This is a genomic window from Cypionkella sp. PAMC25878 (genome assembly GCF_058135695.1).
Genome location: NZ_CM176871.1, coordinates 1954438 through 1973245, shown reverse-complemented (window position 1 = coordinate 1973245; position 18808 = coordinate 1954438). Strand labels below are relative to the sequence as shown.

Annotated in this window: 17 protein-coding genes and 1 tRNA gene; 6 read left to right on the top strand and 12 right to left on the bottom strand. The window is 62.6% G+C overall.

What is annotated here, in order from left to right; genetic code table 11:
* From ACS5RD_RS09495 to phnN, 3 genes are read left to right on the top strand one after another with little or no spacing between them, the layout of a single operon-like run.
* Complete coding sequence (locus ACS5RD_RS09495) at nt 1-963, top strand: magnesium transporter CorA family protein (RefSeq protein WP_489930979.1); 963 nt, start codon at nt 1-3, stop codon at nt 961-963.
* The gene (gene phnL, locus ACS5RD_RS09490; RefSeq protein WP_489930978.1) at nt 960-1643 is read left to right on the top strand and encodes a phosphonate C-P lyase system protein PhnL; all 684 of its coding nucleotides are present in this window, start codon (nt 960-962) and stop codon (nt 1641-1643) included. The genes ACS5RD_RS09495 and phnL overlap by 4 nt, the downstream gene beginning before the upstream one ends.
* Nucleotides 1640-2173: a phosphonate metabolism protein/1,5-bisphosphokinase (PRPP-forming) PhnN gene (gene phnN, locus ACS5RD_RS09485; RefSeq protein WP_489930977.1), complete on the top strand. Its 534-nt coding sequence runs from the start codon at nt 1640-1642 to the stop codon at nt 2171-2173. The genes phnL and phnN overlap by 4 nt, the downstream gene beginning before the upstream one ends.
* Here phnN and ACS5RD_RS09480 read toward each other — a convergent pair.
* Nucleotides 2155-2838 carry a DUF1045 domain-containing protein gene (locus ACS5RD_RS09480; protein ID WP_489930976.1) on the bottom strand — a complete coding sequence of 228 codons (684 nt, stop codon included), beginning with the start codon at nt 2836-2838 and terminating at the stop codon, nt 2155-2157. The genes phnN and ACS5RD_RS09480 overlap by 19 nt on opposite strands.
* Nucleotides 2839-2923: 85 nt before the next feature.
* Between ACS5RD_RS09480 and ACS5RD_RS09475 the strand changes: the two genes are divergently transcribed.
* Entirely contained in the window at nt 2924-4066 is a 1143-nt protein-coding gene (locus ACS5RD_RS09475) for an alpha-D-ribose 1-methylphosphonate 5-triphosphate diphosphatase (RefSeq protein WP_489930975.1), read from the top strand.
* Between the two features lie 3 nt (nt 4067-4069).
* Here the strand turns inward: ACS5RD_RS09475 and ACS5RD_RS09470 are convergent, their stop codons facing one another.
* Together ACS5RD_RS09470 and ACS5RD_RS09465 are read right to left on the bottom strand one after the other, a co-directional pair.
* Entirely contained in the window at nt 4070-4747 is a 678-nt protein-coding gene (locus ACS5RD_RS09470; protein WP_489930974.1) for a response regulator, read from the bottom strand.
* Entirely contained in the window at nt 4744-6282 is a 1539-nt protein-coding gene (locus ACS5RD_RS09465; protein ID WP_489930973.1) for an ATP-binding protein, read from the bottom strand. The genes ACS5RD_RS09470 and ACS5RD_RS09465 overlap by 4 nt, the downstream gene beginning before the upstream one ends.
* A gap of 110 nt (nt 6283-6392) precedes the next feature.
* Between ACS5RD_RS09465 and ACS5RD_RS09460 the strand changes: the two genes are divergently transcribed.
* Nucleotides 6393-8273: a potassium transporter Kup gene (locus tag ACS5RD_RS09460; protein ID WP_489930972.1), complete on the top strand. Its 1881-nt coding sequence runs from the start codon at nt 6393-6395 to the stop codon at nt 8271-8273.
* A 4-nt stretch (nt 8274-8277) separates the two neighbouring features.
* On the opposite strand, the gene ACS5RD_RS09455 is transcribed toward ACS5RD_RS09460, so the two are convergent.
* From ACS5RD_RS09455 to ACS5RD_RS09425, 7 genes are read right to left on the bottom strand one after another with little or no spacing between them, the layout of a single operon-like run.
* Nucleotides 8278-9333, bottom strand: a complete 1056-nt coding sequence (locus ACS5RD_RS09455; protein WP_489930971.1) for an ABC transporter ATP-binding protein — start codon at nt 9331-9333, stop codon at nt 8278-8280.
* A gap of 21 nt (nt 9334-9354) precedes the next feature.
* Complete coding sequence (locus tag ACS5RD_RS09450) at nt 9355-10314, bottom strand: SIS domain-containing protein (RefSeq protein ID WP_489930970.1); 960 nt, start codon at nt 10312-10314, stop codon at nt 9355-9357.
* A gap of 24 nt (nt 10315-10338) precedes the next feature.
* The gene (locus ACS5RD_RS09445) at nt 10339-11214 is read right to left on the bottom strand and encodes a carbohydrate ABC transporter permease (protein ID WP_489930969.1); all 876 of its coding nucleotides are present in this window, start codon (nt 11212-11214) and stop codon (nt 10339-10341) included.
* Nucleotides 11211-12116: a carbohydrate ABC transporter permease gene (locus ACS5RD_RS09440; RefSeq protein ID WP_489930968.1), complete on the bottom strand. Its 906-nt coding sequence runs from the start codon at nt 12114-12116 to the stop codon at nt 11211-11213. Before ACS5RD_RS09440 ends, ACS5RD_RS09445 begins: the two co-directional genes overlap by 4 nt.
* Before the next feature lie 21 nt (nt 12117-12137).
* Nucleotides 12138-13373, bottom strand: a complete 1236-nt coding sequence (locus tag ACS5RD_RS09435) for an ABC transporter substrate-binding protein (RefSeq protein WP_489930967.1) — start codon at nt 13371-13373, stop codon at nt 12138-12140.
* Between the two features lie 23 nt (nt 13374-13396).
* Entirely contained in the window at nt 13397-14320 is a 924-nt protein-coding gene (locus ACS5RD_RS09430; RefSeq protein ID WP_489930966.1) for an N-acetylglucosamine kinase, read from the bottom strand.
* Nucleotides 14320-15090 (bottom strand): DeoR/GlpR family DNA-binding transcription regulator, encoded by a 771-nt coding sequence (locus ACS5RD_RS09425; protein ID WP_489930965.1) that lies wholly within the window; start codon nt 15088-15090, stop codon nt 14320-14322. Before ACS5RD_RS09425 ends, ACS5RD_RS09430 begins: the two co-directional genes overlap by 1 nt.
* 128 nt (nt 15091-15218) lie before the next feature.
* Here ACS5RD_RS09425 and ACS5RD_RS09420 point away from each other — a divergent pair, with 128 nt between their 5' ends.
* Nucleotides 15219-16484, top strand: a complete 1266-nt coding sequence (locus ACS5RD_RS09420; protein ID WP_489930964.1) for a class II D-tagatose-bisphosphate aldolase non-catalytic subunit — start codon at nt 15219-15221, stop codon at nt 16482-16484.
* Nucleotides 16485-16535: 51 nt separating this feature from the next.
* On the opposite strand, the gene ACS5RD_RS09415 is transcribed toward ACS5RD_RS09420, so the two are convergent.
* A tRNA-Met gene (locus ACS5RD_RS09415) sits at nt 16536-16612 on the bottom strand.
* A gap of 151 nt (nt 16613-16763) precedes the next feature.
* Nucleotides 16764-18788 (bottom strand): hydantoinase/oxoprolinase N-terminal domain-containing protein, encoded by a 2025-nt coding sequence (locus tag ACS5RD_RS09410; protein ID WP_489930963.1) that lies wholly within the window; start codon nt 18786-18788, stop codon nt 16764-16766.
* Nucleotides 18789-18808 lie beyond the last annotated feature (20 nt).

Here is an 18808-nt window from a genome sequence, read left to right as displayed (position 1 = left end):
ATGCTTTTTGCCTATCGCCCCGAAGCTGGCGGCTTGATCCAGATGCCGATGCCCGTCGATCTGACGGCAGCTCTCTGGATCGACCTCTATCGCCCGCTGTCGAACCAATCCGCCGATGTTGCGCGCTTGGGTCTGCCGGTGCCGACGCTGGCAGATATGGAGGAGATCGAAATCTCCAACCGTCTCTACCGCGAGGGCGGGGCCGATCATATGACTGTGGTTTTGCCCGGTCTGTCCGAAAGCAAAGCGCCGATTTCTGGTCCGGTTTGCTTTATCCTTTCAGCGGATCGCCTGATCACCGTGCGCCACCACGCGCCGCGCCCGTTTGAGACCTACCCCGCCCGCGCCGACAAGGTTGGCCCCGGCTGTGATCGGCCAGAGCGGCTGTTTCTGGGGTTGATTGAGGAAATCATTGGCCGGATGGCCGATATTCTGGAGGGCATCGGGCGCGGCTTGGATGATGTCGCCTCGGGGATTTACAGCGGCGGCGCGAATGGCTTGCAGGCGGATGCTTTGCAGACCGCGCTGGAAAAGGTGGGTCGTGAGGGCGACCTTTTGGGCCGGGTGCGTCTGGGTCTGCTGACGGTGGAGCGTGCGGTTAGCTTCTTTGGCCAAACCCTGTCCGACCGGGTCGAGGGCGACGTGTTGCGGCCCTTGGTCAAGGGCCTGATGCGGGATTTGCAGGCGCTGGAGGTGCATGCGGATTTCTTGGGCTCGCGTCTGGCGCTGACCTCGGATGCCACGCTGGGCATGATCAACCTGTCGCAAAACGTCACGGTGCGGATCGTGTCGGTGGTGGCGGCTTTGTTCATGCCGCCGACGCTGATCGCCAGCCTGTATGGCATGAACTTTGCCTATATGCCGGAACTGGCTTGGGGTCTGGGCTATCCGATGGCGCTGCTGATGATGCTTGCGTCCGCAACGGGAACCTATCTTTTCTTCAAATGGAAGCGCTGGCTATGATTGAAATCCGTGACCTTGCGAAAAGCTTTACCCTGCACAATCAAGGTGCTGCGGTGATCCCGGTGATGGCAGGGGCGAACCTGCATGTGCGCCCCCGCGAATGTGTCGGGCTGATCGGCGCTTCGGGTGCGGGCAAATCGACACTGATGCGGATGGTTTGGGGCAACTACCTTGCGGCCTCGGGGGTGATCATGGTCGGCGGCTTGGACGTGGCGCAAGCCGCCCCCCGCCAGATCATCGCGCTGCGGCGGCAGGTGCTGGGCTATGTCAGCCAGTTTCTGCGGGTGGTGCCTCGGGTGCCGACGCTGGATGTGGTGGCGGAGCCACTGCTGAACCTCGGCGTGCCTAGGGATCAGGCCCGCGCGCGCGCGGCGGAACTGCTGGCACGGCTGAACATTCCGCAGCGGTTGTGGGGGCTGTCGCCCACCACATTCTCGGGGGGTGAGCAGCAGCGGGTCAACATCGCGCGTGGCTTTGCGCATCCTTACCCCGCGCTGTTGTTGGATGAGCCGACCGCCAGTCTGGATGCGGTGAACCGTGAGGTCGTGCTGGGGTTGATCGAGGAAGCCAAAGCGCGTGGGGCGGCAATCTTGGGGATTTTCCATGATGAGGCCGCACGGGATCGGGTCTGTGATCGGGTGGTGGATGTGCGGGAATTCACGCCGAAGGTTGCGGCATGACGGGACGGGTGTTTCTGGTCGTCGGGCCTTCGGGGGCGGGCAAAGACACGCTTTTGGCGGGGGCTGCGGCGGCGGACCCTCGGCTGCATTGGGCGCGCCGGGTGATCACGCGGGAGAGTGCTGCGAGCGGTGAGCCGTTTGAAGGGGTAACTGAAAGCGTTTTTCAGGCGCGTGTGCAGGCGGGGGAATTCGCGCTGCAGTGGCAGGCACATGGGCTTTGCTATGGCGTGCCTGCAGCGGAGCTTAGACCGCTGGAGGACGGGCGGGATGTGCTGATCAATGGCTCGCGGGCAGCTTTGCCTGCAGCGTTGCAGGCGTTTCCGGGGCTGCGGGTGATCCAGATTTCAGCACCTTTGGGCGTGCTGGCGGATCGTTTGGCGGCGCGGGGACGGGAAAGCCACGCCGACATTATCGCCCGGTTGCAACGCGCCAGTTATGCTTTGCCCGAAGGGGTTCCGGCGATTGAGATCAGCAATGATGCGACGCCCGAAAAGGGCATCGCGCGACTGCTTTATGCGCTGAGGGCGTAGCGGTGCAGCAGGTGAAAGCGCCCCATGGCATCCTCGCCGCACAGGCAGATGTCGTGAATGTGAAACGGTTGCGGGATCAGGCCCGCGAAGTGATTGGCGGTGGCGTTGGTGACGGCGGTTTCGTCCTCATCCAGCGGGCCGGACAGGGTCAGGTGGAACTGAAACTGTTCCATCACATAGGGATAGCCGTAGGTCGCCAGCAGATCGCGCTGGCGCGGGGTCAGGCGTTCTGGGTGGCGGCGGGCGATCTCGGCTGGCGTCAGGGCGGCGCGGTAGGGGTCGAGGCTACGGACCACTTCGGCGGCCAGAGATTGCAACGCGCTGGTGTCGCCCAAGGGGGTGAGCGCGAGGAAGCCTTCGAGGTTGGCCATCTGAAGCCCCGGCATTTTCAGCGGCGCAAGGCTGGCGGCCAAACGCGCCGTGGCTTGCGCCAAATCTTCGGCCGAGGTGCCTTCGGCCAAACGGAACGGCGGCTTCAGGGTGCCATGGAAGCCGTATTTGCGCGGCTCGGCAGTGACTTCGGCCAAGGGGCGCGGCAGGTCGGGCGCGGGTTGCTGCACGGGTGCGCCCAGTGCCAGATCCCAGCCCAGCCAAGCGGCTGCGGCATCGGCAAAGGCGCCCGGTTCGGGCGCGTAGTAGATCGCGAAGCGTTTCATCTGGTCCATAGCCGCCGCCCTTACCTGCCCATCGTCACACCGTTGTGACAGTTTTCTGGCATCTGTTTTACGTAAGCACAATGAAGGTCTGATGATGACTGAGACGATCCTTGCCAATGCCACGCTGGTTCTGCCGCATGAAGTGATCCATGGGGCACTCCGCATTGAAAACGGTGTGATTACTGCAATAGATCAAGGGGCTGCGATCCCACACGGCGCGCTCGACTGCAACGGCGATCTGTTGATGCCGGGGCTGATCGAGTTGCACACCGACAATCTGGAACGCCATATCGAGCCGCGCCCAAAGGTCAACTGGCCGCATGCCAGCGCGATCATCGCGCATGATGCGGAATTGGCGAGTGTGGGGATCACGACGGTGTTCGACGCTTTGCGGGTGGGGTCGATCACCTCGTCTAAGAAGATGAATTACGGCGAATACGCCCGACATTTGGCCGATGAAATTCTGGGGCTGCGGGAAAAGGGCGCGCTGAAAATCAGCCACTTCCTGCATCTACGGGCAGAAGTTTGCTCGGAAACCCTGATCGCGGAACTGGCAAAATTTGGCCCTGCCGACCGCATCGGCATCGTGTCTTTGATGGATCACACCCCCGGTCAGCGGCAATTCCGCGACATCACCCAGTTGCGCGCCTATGTCTGCGGCAAGCATGGGCTGTCGGAGAGCGAATTTGAGAGCCATGTCGCGGAGCAAGTGGCGATTTCCACGCGGCTGGGCCAAGCGCATGAGGCGGCGGCGGTGGCGGAAGCCCGCCGCTTTGGCGCGGTGCTCGCCAGCCATGACGACACCACCGCCGCGCAGGTCGCCACCTCGGCCCAGCACGGCGCGCATTTTGCTGAATTTCCGACCACGGTTGAGGCCGCCGAAGCCTGCCATGCGCAGGGCATCAAGGTGATGATGGGGGCGCCGAACCTGATCCGGGGCGGCTCTCACTCCGGCAATGTTGCGGCGAGCAAGCTGGCTGAGGCGGATTTGCTGGATATTGTGTCGTCGGATTATGTGCCCTCGGCACTGCTGTCGGCAGCTTTGTTGCTGGGCGATCTGTGGGGCGATGTGGCGCGTGGGGTGCGTTGTGTGACGCAAGCGCCAGCGCAGGCGGCGGGTTTGTCGGACCGTGGCAGCTTAAGCCTTGGCGCGCGCGGCGATGTGATCCGGGTGGCGCGGGTTGCTGGGGCTGCGGCGCTCCGCGGTACTTGGGTGCAGGGGCAGCGGGTAGGTTAACGCCTAATCCGCCATCCAGCGATAGCCAATGCCGGGTTCGGTGCGGATCAGGTCGGGGGCGCTGGGGTTGGACTCAATCTTCTGGCGCAACTGGCCGATGAAAACGCGCAGATAGGGCACATCCTCGCCATGCGCGGGACCCCAGATCTGCAGCAATATCTGGCGGTGGCTGAGCACCCGGCCCGGATTGCGTGCCAACATCACCAACAGATCGAACTCCGTCGGCGTCAGATGCACGGGCGCTCCGTCGCGGGTCACAGTATGGCCCGGCAGGTCGATCACCAGCGGGCCTTGCCGCAAAATATCCTCGGGCTGCGGGGCCTTGCGCAGGCAGGCGCGCAGGCGGGCAAGCAATTCGCCTATACCAAAGGGCTTGGCGACAAAATCATTCGCGCCAAGGTCCAGCGCCATGATCTTTTCCATCTCTTGATCATGCGCCGACAGCACGATGATGGGCAGATTAGATTTGGCGCGCAGGGTTTCAATCACCGCTTTGCCGTTCAGATCCGGCAGGCCGAGATCAAGGACCATCGCGTCGGGCTTCTGCGCGGCCACGGCCTCTAAAGCGCCCTGCCCTGTCGCCGCAAAGCAGGTGTCATACCCCGAGGCAGCCAAAGCGTGGCCAAGAAAGCGTTGAATCTGTGGCTCGTCATCCACGATCAGGATCAGCGGCTTGGTCATGCTGCAGCTTTCGGCAGGGGCAGAGAGATGTGCATCGCGGTGCCGTGACCTTCTGCGACCGGGCTTTCGGCGGTCAAGTTACCGCCCAGCGCCGCAGCGATGCCGTGGCAAATCGTCAACCCCAATCCGGTGCCGGGAAAGCTTGGATTGGCGCGAAAGAACGGTGTGAAGATTTGCGCAAGGGCTTCGGGCGCGATGCCGGGACCCTGATCGGTGACGGTCAGAGTCAGGGTTTGCGCTTGCGCGCGGGCGGTGATTTGGATGCGTGCGGGTGGGGTCGAGAATTTCACCCCATTGTCGATCAGATTAAACAGGCTTTGCTCCAGCAGCGCGGACTCGGCGCGGATCATCGGCAGGTCGGGCAGATCAGCGGTGATTTCGGCCAAGGGGAAGGCGCGATGCGCGCGCGCCACCGCGGCTGCGATCACATCCGCCGGGTCCACCCAGACCAGATGCAGCGCCAACCCGGCTTGTAGGCGGGTCATATGCAACAGGTTGTCGACGTAGTTTGCCAACCGCTGCGCTTCTTCTTCAATCGCCAAGGCCAGATCGTCACGCGCCTCCGGCGGCAAGGACGCGCCCAACTGCCGCAGGCTGGTGATCGCGCCCAGAATGGTCGCCAAAGGCGTGCGCAAATCGTGTGACAGCGACGTGAGTAAAGCCGCGCGCAACTGCTCTCGTGTGGCGGCGGTGCGGGCCTCTTCGGCAGCTTGCGCGAAGCGCAGGCGTTCCAGAGCAAGATTGGCTTGGTGGCAGATCACTTCGATGGCGGCGGCGCGGGCAAAGCGATCGGGCCGCTGCGCATCCAGACGATGATAGCCCAGCACCAGCACCATCTGTCCTTGCTGCATCAACGGCAGAAAAGTGTAACGACCACCTTGCTGCCCCGGCTCGGCAGCGTCTTGGGGCGTGTGACGGCGAAAGGCACGTTCGGCCGCTTGCAGGTCTGGGGCCTGCAGATCAGTGGCGTCAGGATTGCCGTCGTGCAGCACCAGCGCAGGCCCATGCGCCAGCGCCGTGGCGTGGATCACCAAAGCCTGCTCGACGGCCAAGGGCTCATCCGCTTCGGCAAGATCGGTGGCAAAGGCCGACAGCACTTCCAGCACAGCAGCACGAGATTTGGCGGCATTGGCTTCTTCGCGCAACCGCCCGGCCAGAAAGCCCGTCAGGCCCGCGACACACAGGAATTCCGCCAGCACCAGTAGGTCGCCGGGCTTGGCGATGGCCAATGTGTAAAGCGGGGCGACGAACAGGAAATTGAACAGCGCAAAGGCCGCGATGGCGGTGGCAATGCCAATCCAGAAGCCAAAGCGCACGGCGGCCAACAGCACGGCAACAAAGAACAAAAACAACCCCGAGGGTTCGGGAAAGCTGTCCTGCGTCAGATGCGTGCCCAGGGCCGCAACCGCCAGAAACAGCATAGCCCCCAGCACTTGCGGCAGTCTGGGCAATGCCGCCCAGCCTTCATGTCGTGGCATCCATGGCGCAGGCGTCAGCATCGCCGAAGTTTTAGCCGCTTGGCCCTTGCTGTCCATGATCTTTACGCAATCCTTATGCCCGGGCGCAAACCCCCTGTCGCATCCTTATGCCGCAATCCCCAGATTGCCCGCAATCCGCCAGACTTGGCTTTTGCAGGATCAATGCCGTGACCACCACAGAGCTTAGCCTTTCCCCCCGCAAACATCCCGGCGTTCTGGCGCTGTCACTAGGCTCCATCGGGGTGGTTTACGGCGATATTGGCACCTCACCGCTTTATGCCTTCCGCGAGGCTTTGCGTGCGGCGGGCGACTCTGGGCGCGAGACCGTGCTGGGGGTGTTGTCGCTGATCCTCTGGGCGCTGATCATCGTGGTGACGCTGAAATATGTGCTGATCCTGCTGCGGGCGGATAACCAAGGCGAGGGCGGCACGCTTTCGCTTCTGGCACTGGCGCAGCGCGCGATGGGGCGGCAAACATCCGTCGTGCTGATGGCCGGGCTGATTGGGGCGGCGCTGTTTTACGGCGATGCGGCGATCACCCCAGCGATTTCGGTGCTGTCGGCGGTCGAGGGGCTGAGTTTGGTCACTACCCAGCTTGACGCCTATGTGCTGCCGATCACGCTGGTGATCATCATCGCTTTGTTTGCGGTGCAAGCGCGGGGTACGGCGGCGGTGGCCAGTCTGTTCGGTCCAATCACGCTGGTGTGGTTTATCGTGCTGGCTTGGGGTGGTCTTGCGCAGATCGCCACGGACCCCGCGATCATGGCGGCGCTGAACCCGATCCACGCCGCACGGTTTCTGACGGCACACGGCACGATTGGCCTAGTGGTGTTGGGCGCGGTGTTTCTGGCCGTAACCGGAGCCGAAGCGCTTTACGCCGATTTGGGTCATTTTGGCCGCCGCCCGATCACCCTTGCATGGGTCACCGTCGCTTTGCCCGCCTTGACGCTGAACTACCTTGGCCAAGGTGTTCTGGTACTGCAACACCCGGAAACCTTAGAGAACCCGTTCTACCTAATGTATCCCGATTGGGCGCTGTTGCCGGTGGTTCTGCTGGCGACGATGGCGACAATCATCGCCAGCCAAGCCGTGATCACCGGGGCGTTTTCGCTGACCCGTCAGGCGATCCAACTGCGCCTGCTGCCGCGTCTGAAGATTCGCCATACCTCGGAAACGCAGGAAGGTCAGATCTATCTGCCCAGCGTCAACGCCCTGCTTCTGGTGGCGGTGCTGGCATTGGTGGTGGGCTTTGGCAACTCTGCGGCGCTCGCCCATGCTTATGGCATCAGTGTGACGGGCACGATGGTTGTAACAGCCGTGCTGGCGCTGATTGTGGTCAACAAACATTGGGGCTGGCCGCTTTGGGCCGCAAGCCTGCTGATCGCACCGTTCCTGCTGATAGATCTGATCTTTCTGGGGGCAAACCTGCTGAAAGTGTTTGACGGCGGCTATGTGCCGCTGGCTTTGGCCGCCTTGGTGATCTGCGTGATGCTGACTTGGCTGCGCGGCACCGCCGTTCTGGTGCGTAAGGAACATGAGGCCGAGGTGCCGCTGACCACAATTCTGCGGCAGGTGGATACCAAACCAATCCCGGTTATTCCCGGCACGGCGATCTACCTGACCTCTAGCCCCGACACCGCCCCGGTGGCCTTGCTGCACAGCCTGAAGCATTTCAAAAGCCTGCACGCGCAGAACGTGATCCTAACGATTGTGACCGCCACTGTCCCGCGTGTCGCCATTGAGGACCGCGTGAAGATGGAGGAAATCACCCCCCGCTTCCGCCGCATCAGCTTGACCTATGGCTATATGGAGGACCCCAACGTGCCGGATGGTCTGATGCTCTGCCGCAAGCTGGGTTGGAAATTCGACATCATGTCGACCTCGTTCCTGCTGTCGCGCAGGTCTTTGAAACTGTCGAGCAAAAGCGCCTTGCCGGGCTGGCAGCGCCGGGTGTTCATCTTCATGGCGCGCAATGCCGCCGGGGCGTCGGACTACTTCCACATCCCCGCAGGCCGCGTGGTTGAGATTGGCACGCAGGTGAATATCTAACGGTTTAGCTCAAACGCAGCCCGGTCTTGGCATCAAACAGATGCACAAGGCCGGGTTTTGGCATCAGCCCAATCTGATCACCGCGCTTGATGTTGGGTCGATCGGTGAAAACGGCGTGCAGGGTCAAGGCACCCGCCTGCATCGCCACAAACATCGCCGTCCCGGTGCTTTCCACAATCCCGACCTGCCCCACAATCGCCCCCGGCGCATCTGGGTTGGTCAGTTCCAGATGCTCGGGCCGGATGCCATACAGCACCCCTCCGGTGGCTGCCGATGCAACCTCCAACACCTGCCCCGAGGCCAGCCGGACCTGCCCACCCTCCGCCACAGCCTCTAGCAAATTCATCGCAGGCGAACCAATAAAGCCGGCGACAAACGCATTGGCGGGCCGATCATACAATTCCAACGGCGGGCCGGCCTGCTCTAACCGCCCCGCCCGCATCACGACGATCCTGTCGGCCATCGTCATTGCCTCGACCTGATCATGCGTCACGAAGATTGAGGTCGAACCCAACCTCTCATGCAACGCCCGGATTTCCGCCCGCATCTGCACCCGCAAGGCGGCGTCGAGGTTCGAGAGCGGCTCATCAAACAAAAACACCGCTGGCTGGCGTACAATCGCCCGCCCCATCGCTACCCGCTGCCGCTGTCCGCCCGAAAGCTGCTTTGGCGTGCGATCCAAATAAGGCGTCAAGCCCAAAATCTCGGCAGCCTTGCTGACCGCCGCCGCGATTTCCGCCTTGCTGGCCCCGCGCAGATGCAGCGAAAACCCCATATTGTCGCGCACAGACATATGCGGATAAAGCGCGTAATTCTGGAACACCATCGCAATATCGCGCTGCTTTGGCTCTACGTCATTCACCACCCGCCCCGCGATGGAAACCGTGCCCGAGCTGATCTCTTCCAGCCCCGCAATCATCCGCAGCAGGGTCGACTTCCCGCAGCCCGAGGGGCCAACCAGTGCCACAAACTCGCCATCCGCCACATCAAAGCTGACGCCATGCAACACTTTGGTCGTGCCGTAAGATTTCGTCACGTCTCGAATGGAAACTTCGGCCATTTGATCCTCGGGCTTAAGGGATTATTGCAGCACAACGACTTTGCTCAGATGCCGCGGCGCTTCCGAGTTGATGCCCTTCGACAAAGCCACCCTCTCGCCCAACATTTGCAAGGCAGGCAGACAGGCAAGTGCATTGGCATCGTCAGACAGCCCCAAATCAATCCGCAGATCCCCCGGCCCGTTAAAGCCAATCACCAGCGCGCCCTTGGCCTGCAGTTCGGCGACCAGAATAGCCTCTTCAGCGGCGGTGGCTTGCGAATACAGCATCACCACCAGTGACTTAGTGTCGATCAGGGAGACCGGGCCGTGGCGATATTCCATCGGATGAAACGCCTGAGAATAGGAAATGCTCATCTCTTGCAACTTGAGGCAGCCTTCGGTTGCCATGCCATAGTTCGGCCCAGCGCCCAGATAAACGAAATGACTGCGCCCGTGCAGCAGGCCGACGATCCCCGACTCAAGGGCGGTCATAGCCGCTGCGGCCTCAGCGGGGATCGTCTGGTGCAGAGCGACGCCTGCCATCCGCAATCCGGCCAACAGCATCAGGCTGGCCGACACCGACATCACTATGCCCTCTTGCGGATCAGTCGGCAGATACAGCGCCTGATCCGCCGCGCGCAAAATGGTCGAATCCGGCTCACACGATACCGCAAGCGTCCGCCATCCGCGCGCACGGCTGGCCTCAATCGCCTGAACGGTTTCCGATGTGGTGCCAGAGCGCGACAATCCGATCACCAGCACGCCCTCGGTATGGGCGAGGTAACATTCCGGCCTGCGCGCCCATTCCGCTCCCGGCACGGCCAGCGCCGCTTGGCCCTGCGCGTTAAAGGCACAAGCCATCACCTGCGCCAGATAGTAAGACGTGCCGCAGCCGGTGATCACCACCGTCGTGGCTTTCACCGCAGGCAACTCTTGCGTCAAAGCGGCGGTCCAATAGGGAAACTGGCGGCGGATGACGGTTTCGGTGATGGTCGCAGACATGATTTTCGCTTTCCTTACAGTCAGTTATTTCCCCGCCCCAGCCATCAGGCCCGAGACGAGATATCGGTTGAGAAACAGCACCAGCAGCATCGGCGGCAGAATTGCGATGATTCCGGCTGCGTTCATCAGCCCGTAATCGACATAGTTGCGGGTGACGAATTCGGGGATCAGCACGGTCAGCGGCTTGGTCGCAAGCGTCGGCGAGAACACCAGCGGCACCATGAACTGCCCCCAAGCCGACAGAAACGTCAGGATGCCGCAGGCCACCAAACCCGGACCCGCCAAGGGCAGCACGATCTGCACAAAGGCGCGCAGCTTGCTGGCGCCATCCAGCCAAGCCGCTTCCTCCAGCGACAGGGGCATCGCTTGGTAAACCGAGCGCATCAGCCACAAAGCCAGCGGCAAAAACGCCGAGACATAGATCAGCGTCACACCCGTATAGGTGTCGATCAGGCCCATTGAGATCATCAACCGATAGAGCGGGATCATCACCGTGTAGGCCGGGATCGCAAGTGTCGCCACCACCAGCACGAACAGCACATTGCGGCCCGGAAACTCCAACCGCACAAAGGCCCAAGCGCCAAAGGCCGCGATGATCACCACCAACGCGGTGGCGGCCAGCGAGGTGATCAGGCTGTTGGCAAAGGCGCGTGAGAACTGCGGCCAGACCGATGCCACCTCATTGCCCTGTGAGGTTGAAGTGGCCCCAAACAGCTTGGCGTAGTGCTCCCAAGTCGTGGTCTCCGGCCAGAAATGCAGGTTATCCGACACCAAAGCATTAGGTGGCGTGATGGAGGTCACGAACGACCAATAAACTGGCCCCACCGACCACAGCACCAGCAGCGCCACACCCAAGCACAGCCCGACCTGCCCCAGCAGATGTTTGAAACGGCGGCTCATTCAAACCTCGTTTCGCGGTAGACCCGCAACACATAGATCATCGACACCGCAAGCGAGATCACCATGGTCAGCACCGACAGCGCCATCCCGCTGGAGAATTTCATGTTCTGGAATGCCAGCACATAGACCTGAATGATCACAGAGCGGGTATCCAGCGAGGCTCCGTTCAAAATCCACGCCTCATCAAACAGGTTAACGGCAAAGACGGTGGATTGTGACAAGGCAATCGCCAGACCGGGGGCGATCAGCGGCAAGGTGATCTTGCGCAGACGTTGCAGCGGGTTGGCCCCGTCCAATCGCGCGGCCTCATACAACTCCGCCGGGATGGATTGCAGTGCTGCGAGCAGGATGATCACCGTCAACGGCATCATCCGCCACGCATGAACGACCGAGACCAACAGCAGCCCGGTTTCGCGGTTGTTAAACCAAACCTGCGGCGTGTCGATAATGCCAGCGCTCAGCAGCAGGCCGTTCAGCAAGCCATAGCTGGGGTTATAAATCCACATCCAGATGATCGCGTTGACCACAGGCGGCAGGCACCACGGCAGCACCACAATCGCCAGCAGCCAGCGCCGCCCGATTTTGATGCGATTCAGCAGCAAGGCCGCAGCGAGGCCGCCGACGGTTTCAATAAACACCGCCAAAGCCACATAGATCGCCGTGGTGATCCAAGCCGCGTTGACGGTGCTATCCTTCAGCAGATTGGTGTAATTCCGCACGCCCACAAACGGCGAGCCGGGCTTCATCGGCTCTACCCTGAACAGGCTGTCAAACAATGTCGACAGCAGTGGCAAAAATACCAACCCGCCCATGATCAGCGCCACAGGCAAGGCCAAAGCCAACCCGAGGCGCGCATCCCGGCCGAGGCGTAGGCGTCCCAACCGAGGGGGTCTGATCCGCAAAGTCATTCCCCCTCGCCGCCCTTATTCCTGCGCCGTCGCAGCAGCTGCGGCGATCTGCGCCACCGCTTCGTCGACGGTCAACTGACCCTTCGCCGCTGCGTTCAACGCCGTCGCCACCGCGCCCGAGAATTCGGGATACCACCCCGGTGTACCTTGCGCGAACAAAGGCTCGACCACCTCGGCCTGCGCGATCAACACATCGCCCTGCTTCAGATTTCCGGCCTCATTCAGGGTTTTCAGCACCGAAAGCCGCGTCGGCAGATTGCCCAGCAAGCGGTAATTCGCCTCCATCGTCGCAGGCTCCAACATCCATTGGATAAAGCCCGCCGCCTGTTCCTTATTTTCCGCGTTCATCGGAATCCCCAACGCCCCCGGCAGGCCAAAGGTCCGCGATTTGCCGTTCACATTCGGCATCAATGCCGCCGCCACATCTGCCGCCACCTGCGATTTCGCAGGGTCGGTATATACCGCCAAATTCCCCGCCCAGCCTGCGACGTCGAACGTCGCCTTGCCAGCTTTGAACAGCTCTTGCACCTCGACATCCTTCAGGCTGGTCGAGGCCGGATCAATCAGCCCTTCGTTCAAAGCCGCAATCTCAAACGCCATCGCCTGATAGCCCGCCGAGGCCGGATCGATGAACAAAGGCTTGAAATCGGCGTCAAACAGATCGCCGCCAAACGCCTTTGTCAGCAGATACCACGCCGTCGCAGCCCCCTCCGAGGCCGACAGTGGCAAAGCAATCGGATAGTCCGCGATCTTGGCGGCCTTCACCGCACGCGCCGCAGCCAGCAATTCCGCCGGGGTTTTCGGCACCGCCACCCCCGCCGCCGTCAGATGCGCTGCGTTGTAAATCAGCACGCGGAAGTCGTTGTTATAGGGCACGCCGATCAGCTTGCCATCATAGGTGAAAATCGAGGTGGTCGGCAGATCGGCCTTCAACTCATCCGTAAGCAGCGCGTCCAGCGGATCGTACCAGCCTGCCGAGCCGAACTGACCAACCCAGCTCCAATCCATCTCCGTGACACTGGCGGGCGCAGTATTGGCCAGCATTGAGGTTACGATCTTGGTGCGAATTTCGTCCCAACCGAGCGTCTGAATATCAAGACCGCCGCCCGTGTAAGTATCCGTCATCGCTTTGGGCAGTGTCACCCATGGCGGCAACAATACCGCCAAAGCGCCCTCGGCAAAGGCAATCGCGGGCGCAAAGGCACTCAGGCCAAGCGCCGAGGCAGAAAGAAGAAAATACCGTCTTTTCATAATGTCACCCTGTTGTCGGCCCCTTACTGGGGCGTTGCGCTTTTGGTCAATTCCGTCTGAAGTGTCGCGATAAACTCCGGCCCTATCGCCCATCCGGCAGCCTTCGCCGCAGCCAGTGCCGCACCACCCACCGGGGGCAAAACCGGCGGTACGGGCGGGCCTAGTGCAGCCATCAGCGCCGTCATCACCGTGGCGTCCTGCATCACACCGCCCGCAAAACTCCAGCGCAACGGCGGCTCCACCCCCGCGTGCCGTCCCGCCGTCCGCCCCGCAAGCGCCAGATGCCCGGCGGCCTCTTGCATCAAACCCACCGCCTCAATCACCCCCGCATTGGCCAACCGCGACACCAAAGCCGCCACCGAGGCCAGCCCCGCCCGCGTGTCCCGCCCATAGGTCCAGCCGAGCAAATCCTCTGCCGCCACCCCCATCTCGCGCAGCAAACCATGCGCAAAGCCCGATGGCGGCTTGCGGCCATCCAAGTGCTGGCTGGCCAGCGCCAAAGCCGCCCGCCCGATCCAATGCGCCGAGCCTTCATCGCCAAACAAATGGCCCCAGCCGCCAACGCGGTGGGTGCCTAAAGGCCCCCGTGCCCAAGCCATTGATCCCGTGCCCGCCAGCACCAAAACGCCGTCTTCCCCCGCCAAGGCCCCGTGAAACGCCACCGCGACATCGTTCATCACCGCGGCTTGTGGGCCAAACAGTTCAGCCACCACCGCCACCTGCCGCGCCGAAATCGCCGCAATCTCGCCATGACAGGGCAGCCCCAGAACTGCGCAAGACACCGGCCCGAACTCTGCCGCCAACAACCCCAAACGCGCTTCCCAACCCGCGCCCGCCGTCGGGTCCAACCCCTCAGCCCACGCCCGCGCCAGCACCCGCCCCGCGCGGTTGATCACCACCGCATCGGTCTTGCTGCCGCCGCTATCCAGCCCGAGAATCCGCTCCATCACGCGACCTCCGCCACGGTCACCGCACAACCCAAACCCGCCAGCACATCCCGCCAGCCAACAGCCAACCGCGCATCGGTCAGCAGGCACATCCCCGCGCCCAGATGCGCCACGCCATAGGTCAGTTGCGGCCCGAACTTATCCGCATCGGCCACAATCACCGGGGCCTTGCTGCGCGTAAGCATCAGCGCGTTGAGCCGCGCCTCTTGTTCATCGCGGCTGGAAATCTCGCCCCTGTCCGAGATACCGCCCGCCCCCAGAAACAACTGGTCAAACCATAGCTTCTCCAGCGCCGCTTCTGCCAAAGGCCCCACCATTGAGGCGTTTTGCCGCCGCAAACTGCCGCCCAGCAGAGTGACGCCAATCTCCGGCACCGGCATCAACACCTGTGCCACCGGCAGACAATTCGTGAAGACTCGCAACGGCATCGGGTTCAGCCGCAGCCGCCGCGCCAGTTGCAACACGGTGGTTCCGGCATCCAGAAACACCGAGGTTTCAGGCCGCAGCATCTGATACGCCGCCTCACCAATCGCGCGCTTGGCGGGCAGGTTGATCTGCTCGCGGCTCTCAAACGCCACCTCAACGCCGGAAGTCTCAGCAATCTGCGCGCCGCCATGCGTGCGCAAAATCTGCCCCTCGGCCTCCAGCGTCAGCAGATCGCGCCGCACCGTTGGTTCCGACGCGCCCACCGCTGCCGCGATCTCGGCAATCGAGGAATAGCCCTTGGCGAAAAGGTGCTGCCGGATGGCGGTGGCGCGATCAATCTTCATGGTGGTCCTGTTTTCCGGTATGCCCCTATACAGAGATCAAAAATAATCACTGTCAATCATGATGATGATCATTTATGATTTTTTATAGCAATATACGCTCTTATTTTGATCAAAAAGGATCGACCGCAATGTCGACTGCCGCTCTGCTTGCCCTCGCCCCCGCCCGAAAATCAGGCCAAGTGCTTGCGATTCCGTCGATTTGCTCGGCGCATCCGGTGGTGATTGCCGCCAGCTTCGCGATGGGACGGGCGCGCGGCACCCCGGTTCTGATCGAGGCCACCTGCAATCAGGTCAACCACGAGGGCGGCTATACCGGGATGACCCCCGTCGATTTTCGACGTTTCGTGCTGGGAATCGCGGCGGCAGAGGGCTTTGATCCGGCAGGCCTGATCCTTGGCGGCGATCATCTGGGGCCGAACCCTTGGACCGCGCTGCCCGCTGCCGAAGCGATGGCGAAAGCCTGCGATATGGTCGCGGCCTATGCGCAGGCGGGGTTTGGCAAGATCCATCTCGACGCCAGCATGGCCTGTTTGGGCGACCCCAATCCGCTGCCCGATGCCACCATTGCCAGCCGCAACGCCCAACTCGCCGCCGTCGCCGAGACCCACAGCCCAACGCCCCCGGTCTATATCATCGGCACCGAAGTCCCGGTTCCAGGCGGCGCTTGGGAGGAAGTCGAAGGCCTGACCCCCACCTCGCCCGAGGCCGCCCTCGCCACCGCGACCTTGCAACGCGAAGCCTTCAAAGCCGCTGGCATCGCAGCCGCTTTCGCGCGCGTCGTCGGCCTAGTGGTGCAGCCCGGCGTCGAATTCGGCAATGAAAACGTCGTCGCCTATCACCGCCCCGCCGCCCGCGCTCTGGCCGCCTGCCTGCCCAAACTGCCGATGCTGTTTGAGGCGCATTCGACCGATTACCAGACCCCGCAAGCGCTGGCTGATCTGGTGCAAGACGGTTTCGGCATGCTGAAAGTCGGCCCCGGCCTGACCTTTGCCTTGCGCGAGGCGCTCTATGGCCTCGATCATATCGCCGACGTGCTGTTCCCCGATCACATGCCCCTGCGCCTGACGATGGAGGCTTTGATGCAGCAAAAGCCGCAGCATTGGGCGAAATATTACCACGGCACGCCGCTACACCAGCATCTGCAACGGCATTACAGTTATTCCGACCGCATCCGCTATTACTGGACCGATCCGGTTGCCAGCGCTGCCGTCGCCGATCTGATGGCACTGTTTGGCGACGCAAGCCTCCCCGAGCCGCTGATCTCGCAGCACCTTGGCGCGGCTTATAGCGATGTGATGACAGGCAAAACCGCCAAAACCGCCCCCGCCCTGCTGCGTGCGGCGGTGATGCGCGCGCTGACGCCGTATTTCGATGCCTGCTATGGCGCGCACTGATCCGCAAAATCGGCTGCCACCAGCAAACTGAAACCATATTTCTGGATTTGCTGGTGGCGAGAGAGAGACTTGAACTCTCGACCCCACGATTATGAGTCGTGTGCTCTAACCAACTGAGCTACCTCGCCACTGGCGCGGTGAGTAGTTTGGGGGGCGGGGGGCGTCAAGGGGTATTCTGGGGCAAAGTGTGGATTTTGGCGGGCTGCGCGCGGAATAGCCGCCCAGACCTTGCTGGCAGCGAAAGCCGCCCGGATCAGCGGTCCCGCCGAGAAATTTCCCTTAGATTGCCGCTTCTTCCGGCACCGCATGCGCCACCCGCGGCCGCCCCGAAGCCGTCACCGAGATCGTCGCCTCGACAAACATCGGCTGGCCTTCGACCGAAGCGGAGCGCAGATCGCGCGCGGTGGTGATGCGCAAATCCTCGGCACCTGCATGTTTGGCGCGGCGCACCGCTTCCAGCGTCAACGCCGCTTCGGTGGCAGCCATCGCGGTCTCCGGGTCGGTGAAGCTCAGCAAGCCTTCCGGCAAATGCGCGGTAAAGCGGCCAACGCCGGGGCTGGTGACAATCGCTGTCGCCCGCTGGCTGACTTGGCCGACCACAGCACCGATGGCATTGGCAACGCCTGCGTGTTCCGGCAGGATCATCTCGCAACCCAAACGCTTGCCGACCGCCCCATAGTAATAGGGTGCCGAGGCACCAAGCCCGATCACAGGAACCCCCAGCCGCGCGGTGAATTCGATCACCCCACGATGCCGCCCCAAAGCCGCCCGCGTCAAAGCGTGCCGCGCCAGCACTTCCGGGCTTTCACCGGCAAAACCGGGGTCTTCATCAAACGCCGCTTCCAGCAAACATTCCACCGTCTGCGTGGTCAACTGATCGACAATGCCCTGCGCCAAGACCGCAGCATCGGTCGAGAACCGCTCGCCCGAGCCATTACGCCTGCGCCCCAGCAATTCCACCGCCTTCGCCGCAGCCAAGCCATCCCAAGCCTCTAGCCCACCGAGAACATGGCTGGCATCCGACGGCGTCACCCCCGCCATCATCACCAAGCCGCGCGCCACCAACCGCTCCAGCGCCGCAATCTCCAACCGAGTCGTCAACACTTGCGCCATCGGCATCGGCTGCGTGATCCGCGCGAGCACCGTCAATTCGCGCGCAGAAAGCCCCCCGGTCTGCCCCGCCATCGGCACCACAAACCGCCCATCCATCTCGCCCGCCTTGTCCGAGGACAAGGCCCGATCCAGCGCCGCATGCACCATCGCGCCATGCTCGGATGCCAGCAGCGACACCGGGATCAGACGGCGCGGGCCCAGCCGCATGCCGCCTTGCAGCCCTTCGGTGATCAAATGCACCTCGGAATCCCCGCCGAGGCCACTTGTCCGCATCGCCACCGCCTCGACCATGGTGCGAAAGCCACCCACCCGCGCGCCTTGCGGGTCAATCTCGGGCAACCCATCGCGCAACAGGGCGACATCGGTGGTGGTGCCGCCAATATCCGAGACCAAAGCGTCCTTCGCCCCGGTCAGCCACCGTGCGCCGACAATCGAGGCCGCAGGGCCCGACAGGATCGTCTCAATCGGACGCTCGCGCACCATCGCCGCCGAGATCAGCGCGCCATCGCCGCGCACCACCATCAGGGGGGCTGTGATGCCGATTTCCGCCAGATGCCGCTCGCAGGCAGCAACGAGGCGATCAATCATCCCGATCAGCCGCGCATTCAGCACCGCGGTCAGCGCCCGCTTCGGGCCGTTCAACTGCGCTGAGAGCTCATGCGAGCAGGTCACCGGGCGGCCCGTCACGGCCCTGATCAGATCGCGGATGGCGATTTCATGCGCGGGGTTACGAGTGGCGAAGCGGGCGGCGACGGCAAAGCCCATCACCTGTGGGCCAAGTTCGCGCAGCAGCACTTCCAACGCGGTCAAATTCAACGGAGCCGCTTCGGTGCCCGCATGGCTATGCCCGCCTGCGATTTTCACCACCGGATCGCCCTTCAAAGCCTCTATCAGCCCGCCGCGCTCCAAATCGCCTTCGTCAAAGCCGACGAAGATCAGTGCCACCCGCCCGCCCTGCCCCTCAACCAAAGCATTGGTCGCCAAAGTCGTCGACAGCGACACCAAGGCCACATCCTTCGCCGCCACCCCAGATTGCGCCAAAGCCGCATCGACCGCGCGGCCAATCCCTAAGGCCAAATCCGCCCGCGTGGTCAGTGATTTTGCCTTGCCGATCACCAGATCGGCGGCCTCATCAACGATCACCGCATCGGTGTAAGTGCCGCCCGTATCCACGCCCAGAAAATGCGCCATCTGACTTCCCGTTTGATTTC

Excerpts from the sequence above, each read along its gene's own strand:
- ACS5RD_RS09495 (WP_489930979.1), top strand. The coding sequence starts at position 1 with ATGCTTTTTGCCTATCGCCCCGAAGCTGGCGGCTTGATCCAGATGCCG.
- phnL (WP_489930978.1), top strand. The coding sequence starts at position 960 with ATGATTGAAATCCGTGACCTTGCGAAAAGCTTTACCCTGCACAATCAA.
- phnN (WP_489930977.1), top strand. The coding sequence starts at position 1,640 with ATGACGGGACGGGTGTTTCTGGTCGTCGGGCCTTCGGGGGCGGGCAAA.
- ACS5RD_RS09480 (WP_489930976.1), bottom strand. The coding sequence starts at position 2,838 with ATGGACCAGATGAAACGCTTCGCGATCTACTACGCGCCCGAACCGGGC.
- ACS5RD_RS09475 (WP_489930975.1), top strand. The coding sequence starts at position 2,924 with ATGACTGAGACGATCCTTGCCAATGCCACGCTGGTTCTGCCGCATGAA.
- ACS5RD_RS09470 (WP_489930974.1), bottom strand. The coding sequence starts at position 4,747 with ATGACCAAGCCGCTGATCCTGATCGTGGATGACGAGCCACAGATTCAA.
- ACS5RD_RS09465 (WP_489930973.1), bottom strand. The coding sequence starts at position 6,282 with ATGGACAGCAAGGGCCAAGCGGCTAAAACTTCGGCGATGCTGACGCCT.
- ACS5RD_RS09455 (WP_489930971.1), bottom strand. The coding sequence starts at position 9,333 with ATGGCCGAAGTTTCCATTCGAGACGTGACGAAATCTTACGGCACGACC.
- ACS5RD_RS09450 (WP_489930970.1), bottom strand. The coding sequence starts at position 10,314 with ATGTCTGCGACCATCACCGAAACCGTCATCCGCCGCCAGTTTCCCTAT.
- ACS5RD_RS09445 (WP_489930969.1), bottom strand. The coding sequence starts at position 11,214 with ATGAGCCGCCGTTTCAAACATCTGCTGGGGCAGGTCGGGCTGTGCTTG.
- ACS5RD_RS09435 (WP_489930967.1), bottom strand. The coding sequence starts at position 13,373 with ATGAAAAGACGGTATTTTCTTCTTTCTGCCTCGGCGCTTGGCCTGAGT.
- ACS5RD_RS09430 (WP_489930966.1), bottom strand. The coding sequence starts at position 14,320 with ATGGAGCGGATTCTCGGGCTGGATAGCGGCGGCAGCAAGACCGATGCG.
- ACS5RD_RS09425 (WP_489930965.1), bottom strand. The coding sequence starts at position 15,090 with ATGAAGATTGATCGCGCCACCGCCATCCGGCAGCACCTTTTCGCCAAG.
- ACS5RD_RS09420 (WP_489930964.1), top strand. The coding sequence starts at position 15,219 with ATGTCGACTGCCGCTCTGCTTGCCCTCGCCCCCGCCCGAAAATCAGGC.
- ACS5RD_RS09410 (WP_489930963.1), bottom strand. The coding sequence starts at position 18,788 with ATGGCGCATTTTCTGGGCGTGGATACGGGCGGCACTTACACCGATGCG.